The sequence below is a fragment of the Kitasatospora sp. NPDC006697 genome (genome assembly GCF_042869935.1).
In the GTDB taxonomy this organism is placed as follows: domain Bacteria; phylum Actinomycetota; class Actinomycetes; order Streptomycetales; family Streptomycetaceae; genus Kitasatospora.
Map to the genome: position 1 here is coordinate 1 of NZ_JBIAGU010000050.1, position 14,186 is coordinate 14,186.

At 69.8% G+C, this 14,186-nt stretch carries 18 protein-coding genes; 13 read left to right on the top strand and 5 right to left on the bottom strand.

What is annotated here, in order from left to right; translation table 11 throughout:
* Positions 1 to 144: 144 nt before the first annotated feature.
* The gene (locus tag ACFYNO_RS39500; RefSeq protein WP_388023252.1) at positions 145 to 297 is read left to right on the top strand and encodes a thiamine biosynthesis protein ThiC; all 153 of its coding nucleotides are present in this window, start codon (positions 145 to 147) and stop codon (positions 295 to 297) included.
* 82 nt (positions 298 to 379) lie between these two features.
* On the opposite strand, the gene ACFYNO_RS39505 is transcribed toward ACFYNO_RS39500, so the two are convergent.
* Positions 380 to 1,015: a flavin reductase family protein gene (locus ACFYNO_RS39505; RefSeq protein WP_388023160.1), complete on the bottom strand. Its 636-nt coding sequence runs from the start codon at positions 1,013 to 1,015 to the stop codon at positions 380 to 382.
* A gap of 175 nt (positions 1,016 to 1,190) precedes the next feature.
* Between ACFYNO_RS39505 and ACFYNO_RS39510 the strand changes: the two genes are divergently transcribed.
* Complete coding sequence (locus tag ACFYNO_RS39510; protein WP_388023163.1) at positions 1,191 to 1,679, top strand: hypothetical protein; 489 nt, start codon at positions 1,191 to 1,193, stop codon at positions 1,677 to 1,679.
* 78 nt (positions 1,680 to 1,757) lie between these two features.
* The gene (locus tag ACFYNO_RS39515; RefSeq protein ID WP_388023165.1) at positions 1,758 to 2,264 is read left to right on the top strand and encodes a hypothetical protein; all 507 of its coding nucleotides are present in this window, start codon (positions 1,758 to 1,760) and stop codon (positions 2,262 to 2,264) included.
* Between the two features lie 7 nt (positions 2,265 to 2,271).
* Here ACFYNO_RS39515 and ACFYNO_RS39520 read toward each other — a convergent pair whose 3' ends face one another.
* Positions 2,272 to 2,856, bottom strand: coding sequence for a MarR family winged helix-turn-helix transcriptional regulator (locus tag ACFYNO_RS39520; protein WP_388023167.1), 585 nt, complete (start codon positions 2,854 to 2,856; stop codon positions 2,272 to 2,274).
* A gap of 66 nt (positions 2,857 to 2,922) precedes the next feature.
* Complete coding sequence (locus ACFYNO_RS39525; protein ID WP_388023168.1) at positions 2,923 to 3,429, bottom strand: NUDIX domain-containing protein; 507 nt, start codon at positions 3,427 to 3,429, stop codon at positions 2,923 to 2,925.
* A 116-nt stretch (positions 3,430 to 3,545) separates the two neighbouring features.
* Here ACFYNO_RS39525 and ACFYNO_RS39530 point away from each other — a divergent pair, with 116 nt between their 5' ends.
* Positions 3,546 to 3,923 carry a YrdB family protein gene (locus tag ACFYNO_RS39530; RefSeq protein WP_388023171.1) on the top strand — a complete coding sequence of 126 codons (378 nt, stop codon included), beginning with the start codon at positions 3,546 to 3,548 and terminating at the stop codon, positions 3,921 to 3,923.
* Between the two features lie 21 nt (positions 3,924 to 3,944).
* Here the strand turns inward: ACFYNO_RS39530 and ACFYNO_RS39535 are convergent, their stop codons facing one another.
* Both ACFYNO_RS39535 and ACFYNO_RS39540 read right to left on the bottom strand, forming a co-directional pair.
* The gene (locus tag ACFYNO_RS39535; RefSeq protein WP_388023174.1) at positions 3,945 to 5,132 is read right to left on the bottom strand and encodes a metallophosphoesterase; all 1,188 of its coding nucleotides are present in this window, start codon (positions 5,130 to 5,132) and stop codon (positions 3,945 to 3,947) included.
* A gap of 94 nt (positions 5,133 to 5,226) precedes the next feature.
* Positions 5,227 to 6,402 carry a LacI family DNA-binding transcriptional regulator gene (locus ACFYNO_RS39540; protein WP_388023175.1) on the bottom strand — a complete coding sequence of 392 codons (1,176 nt, stop codon included), beginning with the start codon at positions 6,400 to 6,402 and terminating at the stop codon, positions 5,227 to 5,229.
* A gap of 351 nt (positions 6,403 to 6,753) precedes the next feature.
* Here ACFYNO_RS39540 and hisC point away from each other — a divergent pair, with 351 nt between their 5' ends.
* From hisC to ACFYNO_RS39585, 9 genes are all read left to right on the top strand, one after another.
* Positions 6,754 to 7,830 (top strand): histidinol-phosphate transaminase, encoded by a 1,077-nt coding sequence (gene hisC / locus ACFYNO_RS39545; protein ID WP_388023177.1) that lies wholly within the window; start codon positions 6,754 to 6,756, stop codon positions 7,828 to 7,830.
* A 274-nt stretch (positions 7,831 to 8,104) separates the two neighbouring features.
* The gene (locus ACFYNO_RS39550) at positions 8,105 to 9,784 is read left to right on the top strand and encodes a recombinase family protein (RefSeq protein ID WP_388023179.1); all 1,680 of its coding nucleotides are present in this window, start codon (positions 8,105 to 8,107) and stop codon (positions 9,782 to 9,784) included.
* A 375-nt stretch (positions 9,785 to 10,159) separates the two neighbouring features.
* Positions 10,160 to 10,396: a hypothetical protein gene (locus ACFYNO_RS39555; protein ID WP_388023181.1), complete on the top strand. Its 237-nt coding sequence runs from the start codon at positions 10,160 to 10,162 to the stop codon at positions 10,394 to 10,396.
* Between the two features lies 1 nt (position 10,397).
* Complete coding sequence (locus tag ACFYNO_RS39560) at positions 10,398 to 10,898, top strand: hypothetical protein (RefSeq protein WP_388023184.1); 501 nt, start codon at positions 10,398 to 10,400, stop codon at positions 10,896 to 10,898.
* Between the two features lie 133 nt (positions 10,899 to 11,031).
* Positions 11,032 to 11,526, top strand: a complete 495-nt coding sequence (locus ACFYNO_RS39565; protein ID WP_388023186.1) for a phage terminase small subunit P27 family — start codon at positions 11,032 to 11,034, stop codon at positions 11,524 to 11,526.
* A 252-nt stretch (positions 11,527 to 11,778) separates the two neighbouring features.
* Positions 11,779 to 13,005 (top strand): helix-turn-helix domain-containing protein, encoded by a 1,227-nt coding sequence (locus tag ACFYNO_RS39570; protein WP_388023188.1) that lies wholly within the window; start codon positions 11,779 to 11,781, stop codon positions 13,003 to 13,005.
* A gap of 243 nt (positions 13,006 to 13,248) precedes the next feature.
* The gene (locus ACFYNO_RS39575; protein WP_388023190.1) at positions 13,249 to 13,425 is read left to right on the top strand and encodes a hypothetical protein; all 177 of its coding nucleotides are present in this window, start codon (positions 13,249 to 13,251) and stop codon (positions 13,423 to 13,425) included.
* A complete protein-coding gene (locus ACFYNO_RS39580; RefSeq protein ID WP_111551685.1) occupies positions 13,422 to 13,679 on the top strand; it encodes a hypothetical protein in 258 nt (85 codons plus the stop codon). Before ACFYNO_RS39575 ends, ACFYNO_RS39580 begins: the two co-directional genes overlap by 4 nt.
* On the top strand, positions 13,676 to 14,008 hold the full coding sequence (locus ACFYNO_RS39585; protein WP_388023192.1) for a hypothetical protein: 333 nt from the start codon (positions 13,676 to 13,678) through the stop codon (positions 14,006 to 14,008). Before ACFYNO_RS39580 ends, ACFYNO_RS39585 begins: the two co-directional genes overlap by 4 nt.
* Positions 14,009 to 14,186 lie beyond the last annotated feature (178 nt).

The following is a 14,186-nucleotide window of genomic DNA, read 5'->3' on the forward strand; positions in this document are numbered from 1 at the left end:
CGCCTTGTCGGCCAACTCAACCAGCTTGGCTACCAAGTCTCGCTCCAATCGGTGGAGGTGGCCTGACCTGCAGAAACAGTGGATTTTCGTATCAGGCGGATGGCGGCATGCCGTGAGGTGGTGCCTTTGCTGATGTTCTGCTCGATGAAGATCAGTCAGAAGATCCGCGACGAGCACGGCGACGGATCCAGCGCCGTGGCCACCGAGTTCGACGCCGAGGCGCTGGCCGGCATGGCCGAGAAGTCGGCCGAGTTCGCGGCCCAGGGGAACCGGGTGTACCTGCCGATGGCGGACTGAGGCACCCGAACGGCTGCCTTGGGAGGCGGAGGGGGCTTCCCAAGGCAGCACGACCGCGGCCGGCGCCGGCCGGCGGTCGGACTCAGGCGGAGCTGCGCGCTGCGTGCGGCATGCTCCAGCCCTCCGCGAGGCGGGACGGCTGGAGGTTCTCGCCGCCGCCGAAGAACTCGCAGAACTTCATGATCAGCGGGTCCCAGGCGAGCGGGTCGACGTAGTGGGTGCCGGGGATGACCAGCTCCTCCGCCACGTGGGCGCGGAGCACGTCGACCTGGTAGGCGCCGGCCAGGGGTTCGGCGGCGCCGAGGGAGTGGGAGGAGCTGAGGCGGCACTCCAGCTGGATCGGGCACTCGGCGACCCGGGGGGCCCGGACCAGCTCCGAGGGCTGCTCGGTGAGCCCGGCCAGGCCGAACTTGTCGGCCACGTACCGGTGCCGCAGCTTCGCCTTGAACTCCGGCACCTCCGGCGTCCCGGTGGTGAGCGCCAGCCGGTCCACCGCGTCGACCATCGCGGAGGAGGGCAGGTTGAGCACGCACTCGCCCTCGCGCAGCAGGTTGACCGTGGTCTGGCTGCTGGTCCCGAGCCCGAGCATGCAGGCCTGGCCCAGCCACCAGGCCGAGGACATCGGCGCCAGGTTGGCGCTGCCGTCCTCGTTGCGGGTGCTGATCAGCACCACCGGGGTGCCGAAGTAGAGGACCTTCAGTCCGGGAACGACGTGCATGGGTGGTCCGCCTTCTGTGGGAGGGAGGGGCGGGCCCGACTCTTCCGGAGGCGGTGCGGCACCGCTGGCAGCAAACGGACGTGGCGCTCGTTCGGTCCAGCCCCCGCGCGTCGCGGGCGGGCGGCGGGTGCCTGTGGCGTTCCCTGGAGGCGAGTCCTTCGTAGGGAGAGGAACCGTGAGCGAGCAGCAACCCCCCTGGCAGCAGCCTCCCGGACAGCCACCGCCGCCCGCGGGGTGGGGTCCGCCGCCCGGGCCGCCGCCGCGGCCGAAGCGGCAGTTCGGGCGCGGGGTGCTGTTCGGGTGCCTGGGAGCCGTGCTGCTGGTCGTGGTGGTGATCGTGATCGTGGTGGTCGCGGTCGGCGGCGACAAGCCCTCGCACCCGCCGGCCGGGGACGTGGCCATCACCGCCTGCTCGGTGGACGAGTCCACCCGCGTGCCCAGCGCCAAGCTGGAGATCGTCAACCACAGCTCGAAGTCCTCGAACTACGCGATCAGTGTGGAGTTCCTGGACGATCACGGCACCCGGGTCGCTGAGGGCGCCGCGCTGGAGACCGGCGTCGCGCCCGGCCAGAAGGTGGAGGACAGCGCCGGCGGCACCGCCCAGGTGAACGGAGCGGTGACCTGCAAGGTGAACTCGGTGAACCGGGTGTCGGCCACCGGGTGACCGGAGGCCCCGTAGGGAATTCGAGGCAGACAGCTGACGGTGCGGCACGATACTGTGCGCCATCGTCGGAAATGACGATTGTCTGATTCTCAACGGGGTTGGTCTGTGAATCTCGATTTCAGCGGGCAGCCGCTGTTCTCCTGGTATGTGGTTTTCCTCCTGGTCAGCGGTGTGCTGATGGTGGGGCTCGGGTTGATCGGCAACGGGCTCAGCAATGGCTGGCGAGCCGTCAATGTGATCTTCGGGTTGGGTTTTCTGGGGTACGGCATCTACCTGGGGTTCATCTTCCAGGGCGGCACGTACATGATCTTCTTCAAGGTGTTCATCCTGCCGGTGGCGCTGATCGTGCGCTCGATCGCGGCGATGAACGGGCGCAAGCGGGCCGCCGCCGCGCAGCCGGTGGTCCAGGCGCAGCAGGCCGCCTTCCAGCAGGGTGCATACCAGCAGTACCCGCAGCCCGTCGGCTACCAGCCGCAGGACCAGCCGAACCCCTACCAGCAGGTCGTGCCGCAGGGGCACCCGAACCCGTACCAGGCGCCGCCGGTTCCGCAGGCGCCGCCGATGCCGTACGACCCCAACCGCTGAGCCGGGGTCAGGAGAGCGCGTCCTCGGCGATCTCGAGGTAGTGCTCCATCCGCTGGCGGTTGGCGACCATCCGCAGCGAGAGGTGGCGCAGCTGGGCCAGTTCGGCCGAGCTGAAGCCCTGGAAGAGACCGGCTATCGCGCGCTGGGCCGGCTGGCGGTAGGAGTCGAGCCAGCCGCGCCCGGCCGGGGTGATCCGGGTGGCGGAGCAGCCCTGGTCGTCCGCCTCGTCGAGGCGTTCGACCAGGCCCTCCTTGGCCAGCGCGTCCACCAGGGCGTTGACGGCCGGCACGCCCACCTGGGCGGCCCGGGCCAGTTCCGCGCAGGGCAGCGCCTCGCCGCTGGTGGCGTTCAGCCGCAGCAGCACGTCCAGTGCGCTGCTGCTCAGGTCGAGGCCGCGGGTCTCGCGCAGCCGCAGCCACTCGACGGCCCGCCGGGCGGCACAGACCGCGGAGGCCGCCTCCAGGTCCAGAGTCTCGTCGCTCAGCGTGAACTCGGCCATGACGGCCCGGACGGCCGGATCGAAGAGGCAGTCGTCGGCGTCGTGCGCCAGGCTGCTCTGGTGCGTCAGCGGAGACTCATGTACCTGCTTCATAATGAAGTCATACTTTAGTAGCGATGTATGACGGTGCGTCAAACATGCAGGTGAACGAGGGGTTCATCAGGGCGACACCGGGTTGTATACGGACTCCGTGCCGGAGAACGCGTACGCCGTCGTCCCGTCGAAGGCCAGCGCCAGGTCCAACCGCTGCCGGCTGTACGGGTCCAGCTCGGGCAGTTCGTCCGGCGCGAACCAGGTCACTTCCAGTGACTCGTCGTCATTGACCCGCGCCTGCCCGCTGACCACCCGGCAGCGGAAGGTCAGCTCCAGGTACCGCATCTGGTCCCCGTTGGGGTAGTGCACCAGCGGCGAGACCGTCACCGAGGTCAGGTGCTCCGGCTCCACCAGCACCCCGGTCTCCTCGTAGCACTCCCGCACCGCGCCGTCGGCCGGCTCCTCGCCCGGGTCCAGGATGCCGCCGACCAGCGCCCAGCCGCCGGTGTCGGCCCGCCGGCCCAGCAGCACCCGGCCCTGCTCGTCGAGGGCCACCACGCAGGCGGCCGGGAGCCAGAGCGGACGGGTGCCGACCAGAGCGCGCAGCTCCGCGAGGAAGGGGGGAATGGCCATGGGCCCGAGCCTATGCGCTGGCCGTCCCCGGTGGGTCCGGAATCCGAACAGTCGTCACCGTGATCACCCCGGAACGGATCCGTCCGGTCGGCCGGACAGGCCGTATGCTGCGGCGCATGGGATCACGGGGGATTCGGGTCGCCAACGAGATGCTGGCGTTCCTGCTGGAGCTGGTGGCGCTCGGCGGACTGGCCTGGTGGGGCTGGGCGGTCGGGCCCGGACTGGTCGGACGGCTGCTGCTGGCGGTCGCCGCACCGCTGCTGGCCGCCGTGCTCTGGGGGCGCTACGCGGCGCCTCGGGCCACGGTGAAGCTGCCGCTGACGGGCATCCTGGTGGTCAAGGCGGTGGTCTTCCTCTCCGCCACGGCCGCCTTCTGGACCGTGGCGGGCGCGCCGACCGGCCTGGTCTTCGGCCTGCTCTGCCTGGTCAACACCGTGCTCGCCTACACCGTGGTCGGCCGCGGCCTCGGCGAACACCCCGACCCCCGGCCCTGAGCCGGGACGGCCGCCCGCGGCTCAGTCCACCGGCAGCCGGGCCACCAGCAGCTTGCCCTCCATGGTGACCCCGCCGTCCATCGCCACCGCCAGCTCGTCGGCGTAGATGTACGGGCCCGGCACGTAGGGCGGCTCGCCGGAGTCCGAGGTCGCCTCGCCGGTCAGGTACGGGATCGGGCTGTGCCCGTGCACCACCCGGTGCCCGCCGTAGGTGCCCAGCAGCTCGCCGGCCGCCATCGGCCCGCTCGGGCCGCGGAAGGCGAACCGCTTGGTGAACCGCCGGAACGCGTCCCACCACTCGTCCGCGCCCTCGTCGGCCAGCAGCTCGTGCACCGCGTCGTTGACCTCGGCGATCGAGTCGCCGAACTCCAGGTAGGCGGTGGTGTCGGAGTGCAGCAGCAGGTGGCCGTCCTCCAGCGCCATCGCCGGCAGCCGCTTCAGCCAGCTGATGTGGTGCCCCTGCAGCCGCTCCAGGTCGTGCTGCTGGCCGCCGTTGAGCAGCCAGGCGGCGCGGAACGAGGCGGTGCCGGCGGTGGACTGCACCGGCTCGTCGCCGTACCGGTGGGCGCCGAGGAAGAGCAGTTCGTGATTGCCCATCAGGGCCCGGCAGTAGCCGCCGGCCGCGGCCGCCTCGGCGGCCAGCTGCATCACCAGGTCGATCACCCCGATGCCGTCCGGGCCGCGGTCGGTGAAGTCGCCGAGGAACCAGACCCGGGCCCGCCCGGCCGTCCAGTGCCCGTCCGCGTCCACCAGCCCCTGCTGGTGCAGCGCGGCGATCAGCTCCTCCAGGTACCCGTGCACGTCGCCGACCACGTAGAGCGGGCCGACCGGGCCCGGGTCGCCGAGCTGCGGGGCCGGACGGAGGTCGTCCTCGCTGATCGGCGGGCCGAGCTCGATGGTCGGCGGGTCGTCGTCGTGGGCCGGGGCCGGCGGCTGGGCGGCGAGGAAGACCGGCAGGGCGGTGCCCGCGACCGGGGTCGGGTGCCCGGCCACCGGCCAGTGCTGCTCCAGGTAGTTGGCGCCGCCGTACCCGCTGTAGGTGGCGCCGGACCCGCCCGGCAGGCCCTCCGGCTCGGCGGGCGAACCCGGCTGGTCGGCAGGGGGATTGGGCTCGTAGTACGAGCCGTACGGCAGCACGTCGAGGTCCTGGTGCGGGTGTCGGCCTGAGTGGTGCGGTTCAGGCCCGGGGAAGCGGTCCTCGGGTGTCATCCGCCCATCATAGGAAGACCACTCTCCCGTCGTCCTCACCCGGTGGCCATCCAATCGATTCAAGATCCGTGGGGACGCCACCCCTGGCGGTGGTTCAGACCTCGCCCGGGGTGCGCGGAGCGCTGACGGTGGTTCGGGGGCTGCGCCGCTGCGAGGAGGCCCGCACGATCAGCTCGGTGGGCATCAGGGTGCCCGGCGGCGGCCCGGTGCCGGCGGTCCGGTAGCGCGGCGGGAAGAGCCGGGGACCGGTCACCGGGGTGTCCAACGCCACGCCGGTGCCGGAGTCCACCCCCTCGATCGCGTCGATCAGCAGGTTCACCACCGTGGTGCCGATCCGCCGCGGCTTCAGCGAGAGCGTGGTGATCGGCGGCTCGGTGCCGGCGTAGACGTCGCTCTCGCTGCAGCAGACCAGCAGCAGGTCGTCCGGCACCCGCAGGCCGTAGCGGCGGGCGGCGGCCAGCAGGTCGGTGCCGTTGGGGTCGAACAGGCCGTAGACCGCGTCCGGCCGGTCCGGGCGGGCCAGCAGCCGGTCGGCGGCCACCGCGCCGGCCGCCGGGTCGTGCGCGGGGTAGGCCTCGTAGACCGGCTCCTGGCCGACCCGGGCGCACCAGCCGAGGTAGGCCTCGGTGCTGAGCCGGGTGTAGGTGTCGGTGCTGGTGCCGGTCAGCAGGCCGATCCGGCGGGCGCCGGCCGCGCTGAGGTGGTCCAGGATGTCGAGCACCGCGGCCTCGTGGTCGTTGTCGACCCAGGCGGTGACCTGGCAGTTGCCCGGCTTGCCGTCGCTCACCACCGGGACGCCGGACCGGTAGAGCTCGCTGACCAGCGGGTCCTGGTCGGCCGGGTCGATCACCACGGTGCCGTCCAGCGCGACGTTGCTCCACACGTCGTGCCGGGAGGAGGCGGGCAGCACCACGAGGGCGTAGCCCCGGCCCAGGGCGGCGCTGGTGGCCGCCCTGGCCATCTCGGCGAAGTAGGCGAACTCGGTGAAGGTGAAGGGCTCCTCGCCGTAGGTGGTGACGGTGAGGCCGATCAGTCCGGAGCGGCCGGTGCGCAGCGTCCGGGCGGCGGCGGACGGCCGGTAGCCGAGGCGCTCGGCGACCTCGCGCACCCGGCTGCGGGTTTCGTCGGGCAGGCGGCCCTTCCCGTTCAGCGCGTCGGAGACGGTGGTGATGGACACTCCGGCGGCTGCTGCCACGTCCCGGATGCCGGCCCGCTCCAGACGTCGTGAGGTGGTGGGTCGCCGACCGCTCTGGTTGGCTGCTGCTGTCATGGCGGACCGATCGTATGGTGCGTCAGCCGGTGGTTGTACCACTTGGCCGTCAGCCTCGGAAGAACCGTTTCTCCACGTTGACGTCACGCTCCCACCCTTGGATCAGTGGTCTGATTTCGGCCGATTACCTCTGACATGTGCCATAGGAACGAGTGACAATGGCTGATCTACGGCGCTGTTCCGGCGGCACATCTCACTCTCACGGGTGAGCGCGCTCGGTATCGTTCAGGGCACCCGACCGGGGAACAACCGCCGCGTGCACCACCGGCGCGCGAACGAGCGCCCAGGAGTGCACGCTGCCCGGGCGCGCCCCGACCGGGCAGCCCCCTCCAGACCTGAAGGAGCACCATCGTGAGCGGTACGGCACAGGGTCCGCGGCTTCGGCCGAGCCTGGCGGGCATCCCCGGCTACAAGGCCGGCAAGCCCGCCGGTGCGGACGCGTTCAAGCTCTCCTCCAACGAGAACCCCTACGAGCCGCTGCCGGGCGTGCTGGAGGCCGCCGTCGCCGCCGCCGGCTCGTTCAACCGCTACCCCGACGCGGGCGTCACCGAGCTGACCGAGGAGCTGGCCAAGCGGTTCGGCGTGCCCGCCGAGCACGTGGCGCTCGGCACCGGCTCGGTCACCGTGGCCCAGTCGCTGGTGCTCGCCACGGCCGGCCCGGACGACGAGGTGATGTTCGCCTGGCGCTCCTTCGAGGCCTACCCGATCATCACCCAGATCGCCGGGGCGACCCCGGTGGCGGTGCCGCTGACCGCCGGCGAGGAGCACGACCTGGACGCGATGCTGGCCGCGATCACCCCGCGGACCCGGCTGATCTTCGTCTGCAACCCGAACAACCCGACCGGTGTGGCGATCCGCCGCCCCGAGCTGGAGCGCTTCCTGGACGCGGTGCCCTCCGACGTGCTGGTCGTGGTGGACGAGGCCTACCGCGAGTTCCTGCGCGACGAGCAGGTGCCGGACGGCATCGACCTCTACCGCGACCGCGCCAACGTCTGCGTGCTGCGCACCTTCTCCAAGGCCTACGGCCTGGCCGGCCTGCGGGTCGGCTTCGCGATCGCGCACGAGCCGGTGGCGGAGGCGCTGCGCAAGGTCTCGCTGCCGTTCGGCGTCAGCCAGCTCGCCCAGGACGCGGCGGTCGCCTCGCTGCGCGCCGAGGACGCGCTGCTGGTCCGGGTGCAGGCGCTGGTCGAGGAGCGCGAGCGGGTCAGCGCCGGGCTGGTCGAGCAGGGGTGGACCGTGGTCGACTCGCAGGCCAACTTCGTCTGGCTGCGGCTGGGCGAGCGGACCGGCGACTTCGCCGCCGCGGCGGCCGCGGCCGGCGTGGTGGTGCGGCCGTTCGCGGGCGAGGGCGTGCGGGTGACGATCGGCGAGACCGAGGCCAACGACATCTTCCTGTCGGTGGCGCAGGCCTTCCGCGCCGAGCTCTGAGGCCGGTGGGGCGCTCCCGTCTCCCGTCGGGAGTGCCCCGGCCGCTGCTACCGCCCGGCCCGCTCGGCCGCGCTGCGCTCCACGCAGAACTCGTTGCCCTCCGGATCTCCCGACACACAGAACTGGATGTTCTGGAGTGTGAGAGATGGCAACGGCATCTGTGCTGGTCAGGGGCTCGGAGCGGGGTAGCGGGAACCTTCCGCCCTTCACGAAGGGTATGGAACACACACCGGTCACGTCCCCAGGCGGGCAACCCTCGCTCCCCATACAGAGCATGGAAGATGCTCGCAACCCACTGTCCGGAACGGTGTTCACCGAGACGCTTCGGGGTGTCCGGTGTATCCGACTGTCCGTCCTGACGGACGAGACCACCAGCCCCGAACGCCAGCGGGAAGCGTGCGACCACGTAGGCGCAGAGCTGCGGGTCACCTTCGGCGAGGGTGACGCGCTGCGCGAAGCGGTGGACCTTGACGTCAGCGCGTCCAAGACCAGCCCTTGGGAGCGCCCGCAGCTTCTGCGCTGGCTCAGCGACCCGCAGGCGTATGACGCGCTGGTGTTCTGGCGGTTCGACCGTGCCATCCGGTCCATGGGGCACATGTACGCCCTCGCCAACTGGGCGCGTGAGCACCGGAAGGTACTGATCTTCGCCGAGGGTCTGGGCGGGGGTCGGCAGGTGTTCGACTTCCGCAACCCCATGGACCCCATGGCGGAACTCCAACTGTTCATGCTCGCTTTCGCTGCACAGTTCGAGTCGCAGTCCATCAGCGACCGCGTCAGCGGGGCGCAGGCCGCCATGCGCAGGATGCCGCTTCGCTGGCGCGGCGGTGGCCGTCCGCCGTACGGCTACATGCCCGCGCCCATGCCCGAGGAGTTCGGCGGCAAGGGCTGGACGCTGGTGCCCGATCCGGACGCCGTGGCGGTCATTGAGCGCATCGTCCGTGAGCTGCTGGAGGGTGCCACGGTGTCCGGCATCGCTGCGGGGCTCAACGCCGATGGGGTGCTCAGCCCGCGCGACTACTGGGCCGACAGGATGGGCCGCGAGCGGGGCGGCAAGACCGGCGGGACCAAGGGTCAGCACGTCGTGCGGGAGACGTTCCAGTGGACCCCTGCGGTCATTACCCGGATGCTCCGCAATGAGGTCCTGTTGGGCTGGAAGATGCACAACGGCGTGCCCGTGCGCGACGACCAGGGCAACCCGGTCATGTGCAGCGAGACACCGATTCTCACCCGCGAGGAGTTCGACCAGATCGGCGCCGTCCTGGACGAGCGCAGCATCAACAACAGCGAACGGTCCGACACGGAAGCGCTGCTGCTGCGGGTCATCCACTGCGACTCTTGCGGCGGGCGCATGTACCTGAACCGGCAGGAGAGCAAGAAGAACCAGGCGCCTGTCTACAAGTGCAACTACCACGCCCGAGGCGACAAGTGCGAAGCGCCCGCGAACATCCGGGGAGACTGGGCGGACGAGTACGTGATAGCCGAGTTCCTGCGCCTGGTCGGCGGAATCCAGACCAGGACAACCATGGTGGTCCCCGGCTACGACCCCGAGCCGGAGTTGAACGCGACCGTGGCCGAGTTCACCGCACACCTGAAAATCCAGGGACAGCAGAAGTCCAAGCACGCCGCGCAGGAATGGCAGCGGCGACACGATGCACTGGACAACCGCATAGCCGACTTGGAGTCCCGCGAGAAGACCGAGCCACAGCGCATCACCACGGCGACCGGACGCACCTTTGCCGACGACTGGACGGCTGCCGACACCGCGAAGCGGCGCGGCATGCTCGTTGACGCCGGAGTCCGCCTGAACGTCCGCCGGGGCACCCGTGGCGGGTGGCGCACCCTCGACACACGGCGGGTGGACTTCACCATGTCGGGCGAACTCGATGAGGCCGCCGAGGAGCTTTCCGCATGGGACGCCGCCACGGTCCCCGAACTGGTGCCCGCAGCCGCGTAAGCGCCCCATAGAGCCCCGTGCAGCCCTGGTCGGCCCCCCGTGGTCGGCCGGGGCTCTCTTATGCCCGCAGACGGGCGCCTGTGGCCTTTGGCTCAGCCGGCCCGGACTGGCCGACAGCGGCAAGAGCGGTGGTGGGTGGTGGTTCTTGCCTATTTTTTAGAACGCATAGAAAAAACTAAGAAAAAACAAGAAACAGGACCACTCTCGCCACCTCACCACCGCTGGCCGGAAACCTCCGCCCTTCACTACGGCAGGGGGGCCGAGCGAAGCCGGGAAACCTCCGCTCCCTACTACTACCGAGGAAAGCTGGCAAGGGGCGCTCCCTATGTATACCGGGAAGCCCCGCCGTGGGCACTGACGAACGGAGAGAACACCATGAGCGAGACACTGAACCGGTTCGGCTATCTGGACGGCCCCCGGGACAATGATGCGGCCCGTGCTGCCGAGTGGCAGCGAGACGAGCGCATGGAGAAGTTGGCCGCAATGCGCGACTCGAACCCCGAGGCGTACGACCGCATGGGCACCACCGTCCGCATGTCCCTTGGCTACTACGAGAACGCGAAGAAGATCGCAGCCCAGTACGGGCGCGACACCACGAAGGGCGGCAACTGATATGAGCGCCGAGATCGAGAAGGCCGCCGAGCGGGTCGCCAAGCTGCAAGCGCAGATCGACAAGGTGTCCGGCCCGCTGGCCGATGCCGAGGCGCAGTTGCGTGCCGCTGAGGACGCCGAGAAGGTGCGCCGTGCGGAACGAGAGATCGAGTACAGCCGAGAGTTCGCCGGGACTTGGATGGGCCGGGCCGAGGAAGCCGCGAACTCGGGCGATGACGCCCATCAGCGGTTCCTTGACACGCTGTCGGCGGAACCGTGGTTCGCGGCATATGTGGAGTACCGGGCCGCCCGGCACAAGCGCGGATACGTCATGACCGAGGCGCAGCGCGCACAGCGAATCATCGGTGAAGCCGTAACCGTACCCGAGCAGCGCTATTACGCGGCACAGATTCTCGATGAGATCATGGATCGCGTCGAAAAGGAATCAATGCAGCTTGCCGACGATTTCAATCAGAGCCTCGTGGCTCAGCGTGAGGACTACGTGGCCGCACAGGGCGACTGAGCGGCCCGCCACCCAGGGGGGTACTCCCGTCCGTGCCCAAGGGTGATCGGCAGGGAGGCTAGAAACTCGCGCCGGGGCTGTGGCCATTCTTGGGCGCCCTGCGTCCCGTTGCAGCGAGCAAGAAAGGAGACCGATGGCCGATCGATATCGACCCAAGCCAGCGGCAATACGGGCCCGCGAAGGGAACCCATCAAAGGCCGAGATCAGAGAGGGGGTGATCGTTCCTCGCGCCGTTCTTTCCGAGCCCGATTGGCGAGAGGTTTTCAAGGACTCGCCGGCCGCCGAGATCCATGCGGCCAATATCCGCTGTCGGGAAATGGCTTCGGCCGAGTGGCAGCGTGTCGTGCCGATTCTCGAAGTGGCCGCCGGACTCGGCGAGGTGGACCATTCGACCGTCAAGGATCTGTGCGTCTGCGTGGCCCGCATCGACCAGGCGGAGCGCGACCTTTCCGAACGCGGACTAATGGTCACGGCTGAGCGCGGCACGGTGAAGAACGGCGCCGCCACCATTGCGGCACAGTACCGCTCCCAACTTGCGCGCTATATTCGAGAGTTGGGATTGTCGCCGAGTGCTCGCGTGGCCATCGCGCCGCCCGAGCCGGACGACGACTCCGATATCTGGGATTGATCGCCCCATCAAGCCACTTGATCAATTGTCGGAATCGCAAGGGCCCCGTCCTGTTCTCCCGCTGCGGGGGTCAGGGCGGGGCCCTTTTCGCGTTCCGGGCTCGACACGCCCCGCCAGGGCGAGCGCTCCGGCCCAGCTCCGCCCTCGCCGCCCCGAGGTGCCGACCATGGAAGTCCATCGGAACCCCTTGGCCCGTGCCGATTCCCGCGTACGCTGATACCACATCAGCGCGTGTCGCGGGAGAGTGGCCACATGACAGACCTGCCAGCAGAGTTGACCACAGGCGAACGAATCCGGGCCTTGCGTGAGCGGCGGGGGATGAGCCGCGCAGCCACGGCGGGTCTGGTGGGTCGTTCGGCCGACTGGCTCAAGAAGATCGAAAACGGCGAGCGGGAGATCCGGGGAGTTGGCTTGCTGGTCAAGCTGGCGCAGGTTCTCCACGTCACAGACGTGTCGATCCTGACCGGGGACACGGTGAGCATCCCGGCTGACCAGCCCGGCAAGATCTCGCACCCCTCGGTGGCCGAGATCCGGAAGGCTATGCATAGCGTTGCGTTCCAGCCGGCCCCTGCCGAGGTAATGCCAGCGGCCGTGCTGCGCGGCAGGGTCGAACAGGCATGGCGCCTGTGGCACACCTCCGCACACCAGCGGACCGAGGTTGGTGCCCTGCTGCCGGACCTCCTGCGCGAGACCCATGGTGCGGTACGCGCTTATGACGGCCGGGAACGGCGAGCGGCGTACGGCGTGCTCGCTGATCTGTACCGGCTGGTTCAACGGCTGCTCGCCCATATCAGTGAGCCCGAGCTGTACTGGCTCGCGCTGGACAGAGCCCGGGACGCCTCGGAGAACGCCGACGACCCGGTATCGCTGGCTCTCGGGGCATGGACCGTCAGCATTGGTCAGCGCGCTGTGGGGTTCGTTGACGAGGCGGTGCATACCGCCGAGTTGGGCATGGCCCTTGTCCGGCCGATGCTGGAGTCCGGAAGCTCCGAAGTCCTGGCAGCCTATGGTCAGTTGCACTTGCAAGCGGCATGCACACATGGACTTGACGGGGTGTCCGGTCCAGCCGAACGGCACCTCGACGAAGCGGCTCGGATCGCCCGCTTGCTGCCGGGGGGCTACTGGCATCCCCAAAGCGCTTTCGGCACGTCGAACGTGGACGTGTACGGGGTTTCTATCGGGGTCGGGCTCCGGCGGCCTGGTGAAGCGCTGTTGCGGTCGGAGAGCATCGATCCGGTCACTATCCCTTCCCTGGAACGCCGTTCGCGGCTGCTGCTCGACATCGCCTTTGGCTACCACCAGAAGCGCGATATCACGGCGGCCGTGCACTACCTCGGGGAAGCCATCGATGTGACGCCCGAGGGCGTTCGCTACGTCCCGGGAGCCCGCTCCCTCGCAGCAGCACTGGAACGACAGGCGGTTGGGCCGCTTCGCCGCTCCGCCGTGGCGCTGGCCGAGTCAATCGGCGTCGCGGCCTAGCTCAATCGGTTAGGGGGACAGTTTGTCCCCCTCGCAACACTCGAATGCCCGTACCGTCCATGTGACGTGACGGGCATTCAGCGTTTTGGAGGCCGAATGAGCAGCATGCCGACCAGGGAACTCCCGTCGGTACTGACGCACACGGACTGCCAGGAGACGAACCGGATCGTTACGCGGTTTGGGGGCTGGAAGTTGCGCCTGGATGACCCTCGGGCTGTTCCGGCGCGCTACGTCCTGTCCTGCGTGGCCGAGGACGAGGACGGCACCGTGTGCGGTGAGACGTCCCGGCCGAGTGCCGACGTGGGGGCCGTGGCGGAGTGGGCGCGCACCCACACCTGGCTCAACCAGGACCACCGGTCGTACAGCCTGGACGCTGCCTCGGTCCCGATGGTGCTGGTGCCCGAGGAGGAACCGGCGTGAGCCGCAAGACCCTTGCCGCCTGCGTCCTGGCCGTGGCGGTCGCCCTCGGGCCCGCCGTTCTGGTGGTCGCCCTGGCCAAGCTCGACCCGTACGCCGCGCGTCGTTGGGTCTGGTGGTTTTTCGCCCTGGCGGTCGCCATGCTCGGCATCGTCTACGGCGGGGACTGGGAAACGTGGTGGCGCCGAAGACGTGCCGCCAGGCGGTCTCGGCTGCGGGTCACGGTGCGCCACGTCCGTCCCGGACAGCCGCCGTGACCCTCGCTGCCGAGGTGTTGCCCACGCTGGCCGAGATCGGCGCGGGACGCCTGCCGGAACCGCCCGAGGAGAACGACGGGAACCCGTGGACGGTCGGGGACTGCTGGCTCTACTGCGGGCGCACCTCGGTCCGCGTGCTCTGGCTCGGCCCGGTGACCGCAGCCAGCGGAGTCACGGCCGAGCTGCTCGCCTGCGCCGACTGCATATCGACCCTGCACGGAAGGGCAGTTGCCGCCATGGCCAAGCGGGACAAGTCGGCGACCGAGCGCACCCACCGCGCTCGGCATGCCCGGCCCCGGTCGAGATGGGGCACCAGGGTTCGGCAGTAACCCGACCGCTCGACTCCCGGCGTTGCCTGCGCTGCGCCGGGCTGCACAACCCCCGCCCCGGTGACGGGACTTGGACGGCCCGGACGACCGGGGCGGGGCACAGACGGATCACGGTATGGAGCGGAGATGCGCGAGTGCCCCGAGGGCGCCGGACACGAGGTCGAGACGACCACGGAAC

What these genes read in the sequence shown, in the direction of transcription:
- ACFYNO_RS39500 (WP_388023252.1), top strand. Translation starts at nt 145, where the DNA reads ATGAAGATCAGTCAGAAGATCCGCGACGAGCACGGCGACGGATCCAGC.
- ACFYNO_RS39505 (WP_388023160.1), bottom strand. Translation starts at nt 1,015, where the DNA reads ATGCACGTCGTTCCCGGACTGAAGGTCCTCTACTTCGGCACCCCGGTG.
- ACFYNO_RS39520 (WP_388023167.1), bottom strand. Translation starts at nt 2,856, where the DNA reads ATGAAGCAGGTACATGAGTCTCCGCTGACGCACCAGAGCAGCCTGGCG.
- ACFYNO_RS39525 (WP_388023168.1), bottom strand. Translation starts at nt 3,429, where the DNA reads ATGGCCATTCCCCCCTTCCTCGCGGAGCTGCGCGCTCTGGTCGGCACC.
- ACFYNO_RS39530 (WP_388023171.1), top strand. Translation starts at nt 3,546, where the DNA reads ATGGGATCACGGGGGATTCGGGTCGCCAACGAGATGCTGGCGTTCCTG.
- ACFYNO_RS39535 (WP_388023174.1), bottom strand. Translation starts at nt 5,132, where the DNA reads ATGACACCCGAGGACCGCTTCCCCGGGCCTGAACCGCACCACTCAGGC.
- ACFYNO_RS39540 (WP_388023175.1), bottom strand. Translation starts at nt 6,402, where the DNA reads ATGACAGCAGCAGCCAACCAGAGCGGTCGGCGACCCACCACCTCACGA.
- ACFYNO_RS39550 (WP_388023179.1), top strand. Translation starts at nt 8,105, where the DNA reads ATGGAAGATGCTCGCAACCCACTGTCCGGAACGGTGTTCACCGAGACG.
- ACFYNO_RS39555 (WP_388023181.1), top strand. Translation starts at nt 10,160, where the DNA reads ATGAGCGAGACACTGAACCGGTTCGGCTATCTGGACGGCCCCCGGGAC.
- ACFYNO_RS39560 (WP_388023184.1), top strand. Translation starts at nt 10,398, where the DNA reads ATGAGCGCCGAGATCGAGAAGGCCGCCGAGCGGGTCGCCAAGCTGCAA.
- ACFYNO_RS39565 (WP_388023186.1), top strand. Translation starts at nt 11,032, where the DNA reads ATGGCCGATCGATATCGACCCAAGCCAGCGGCAATACGGGCCCGCGAA.
- ACFYNO_RS39570 (WP_388023188.1), top strand. Translation starts at nt 11,779, where the DNA reads ATGACAGACCTGCCAGCAGAGTTGACCACAGGCGAACGAATCCGGGCC.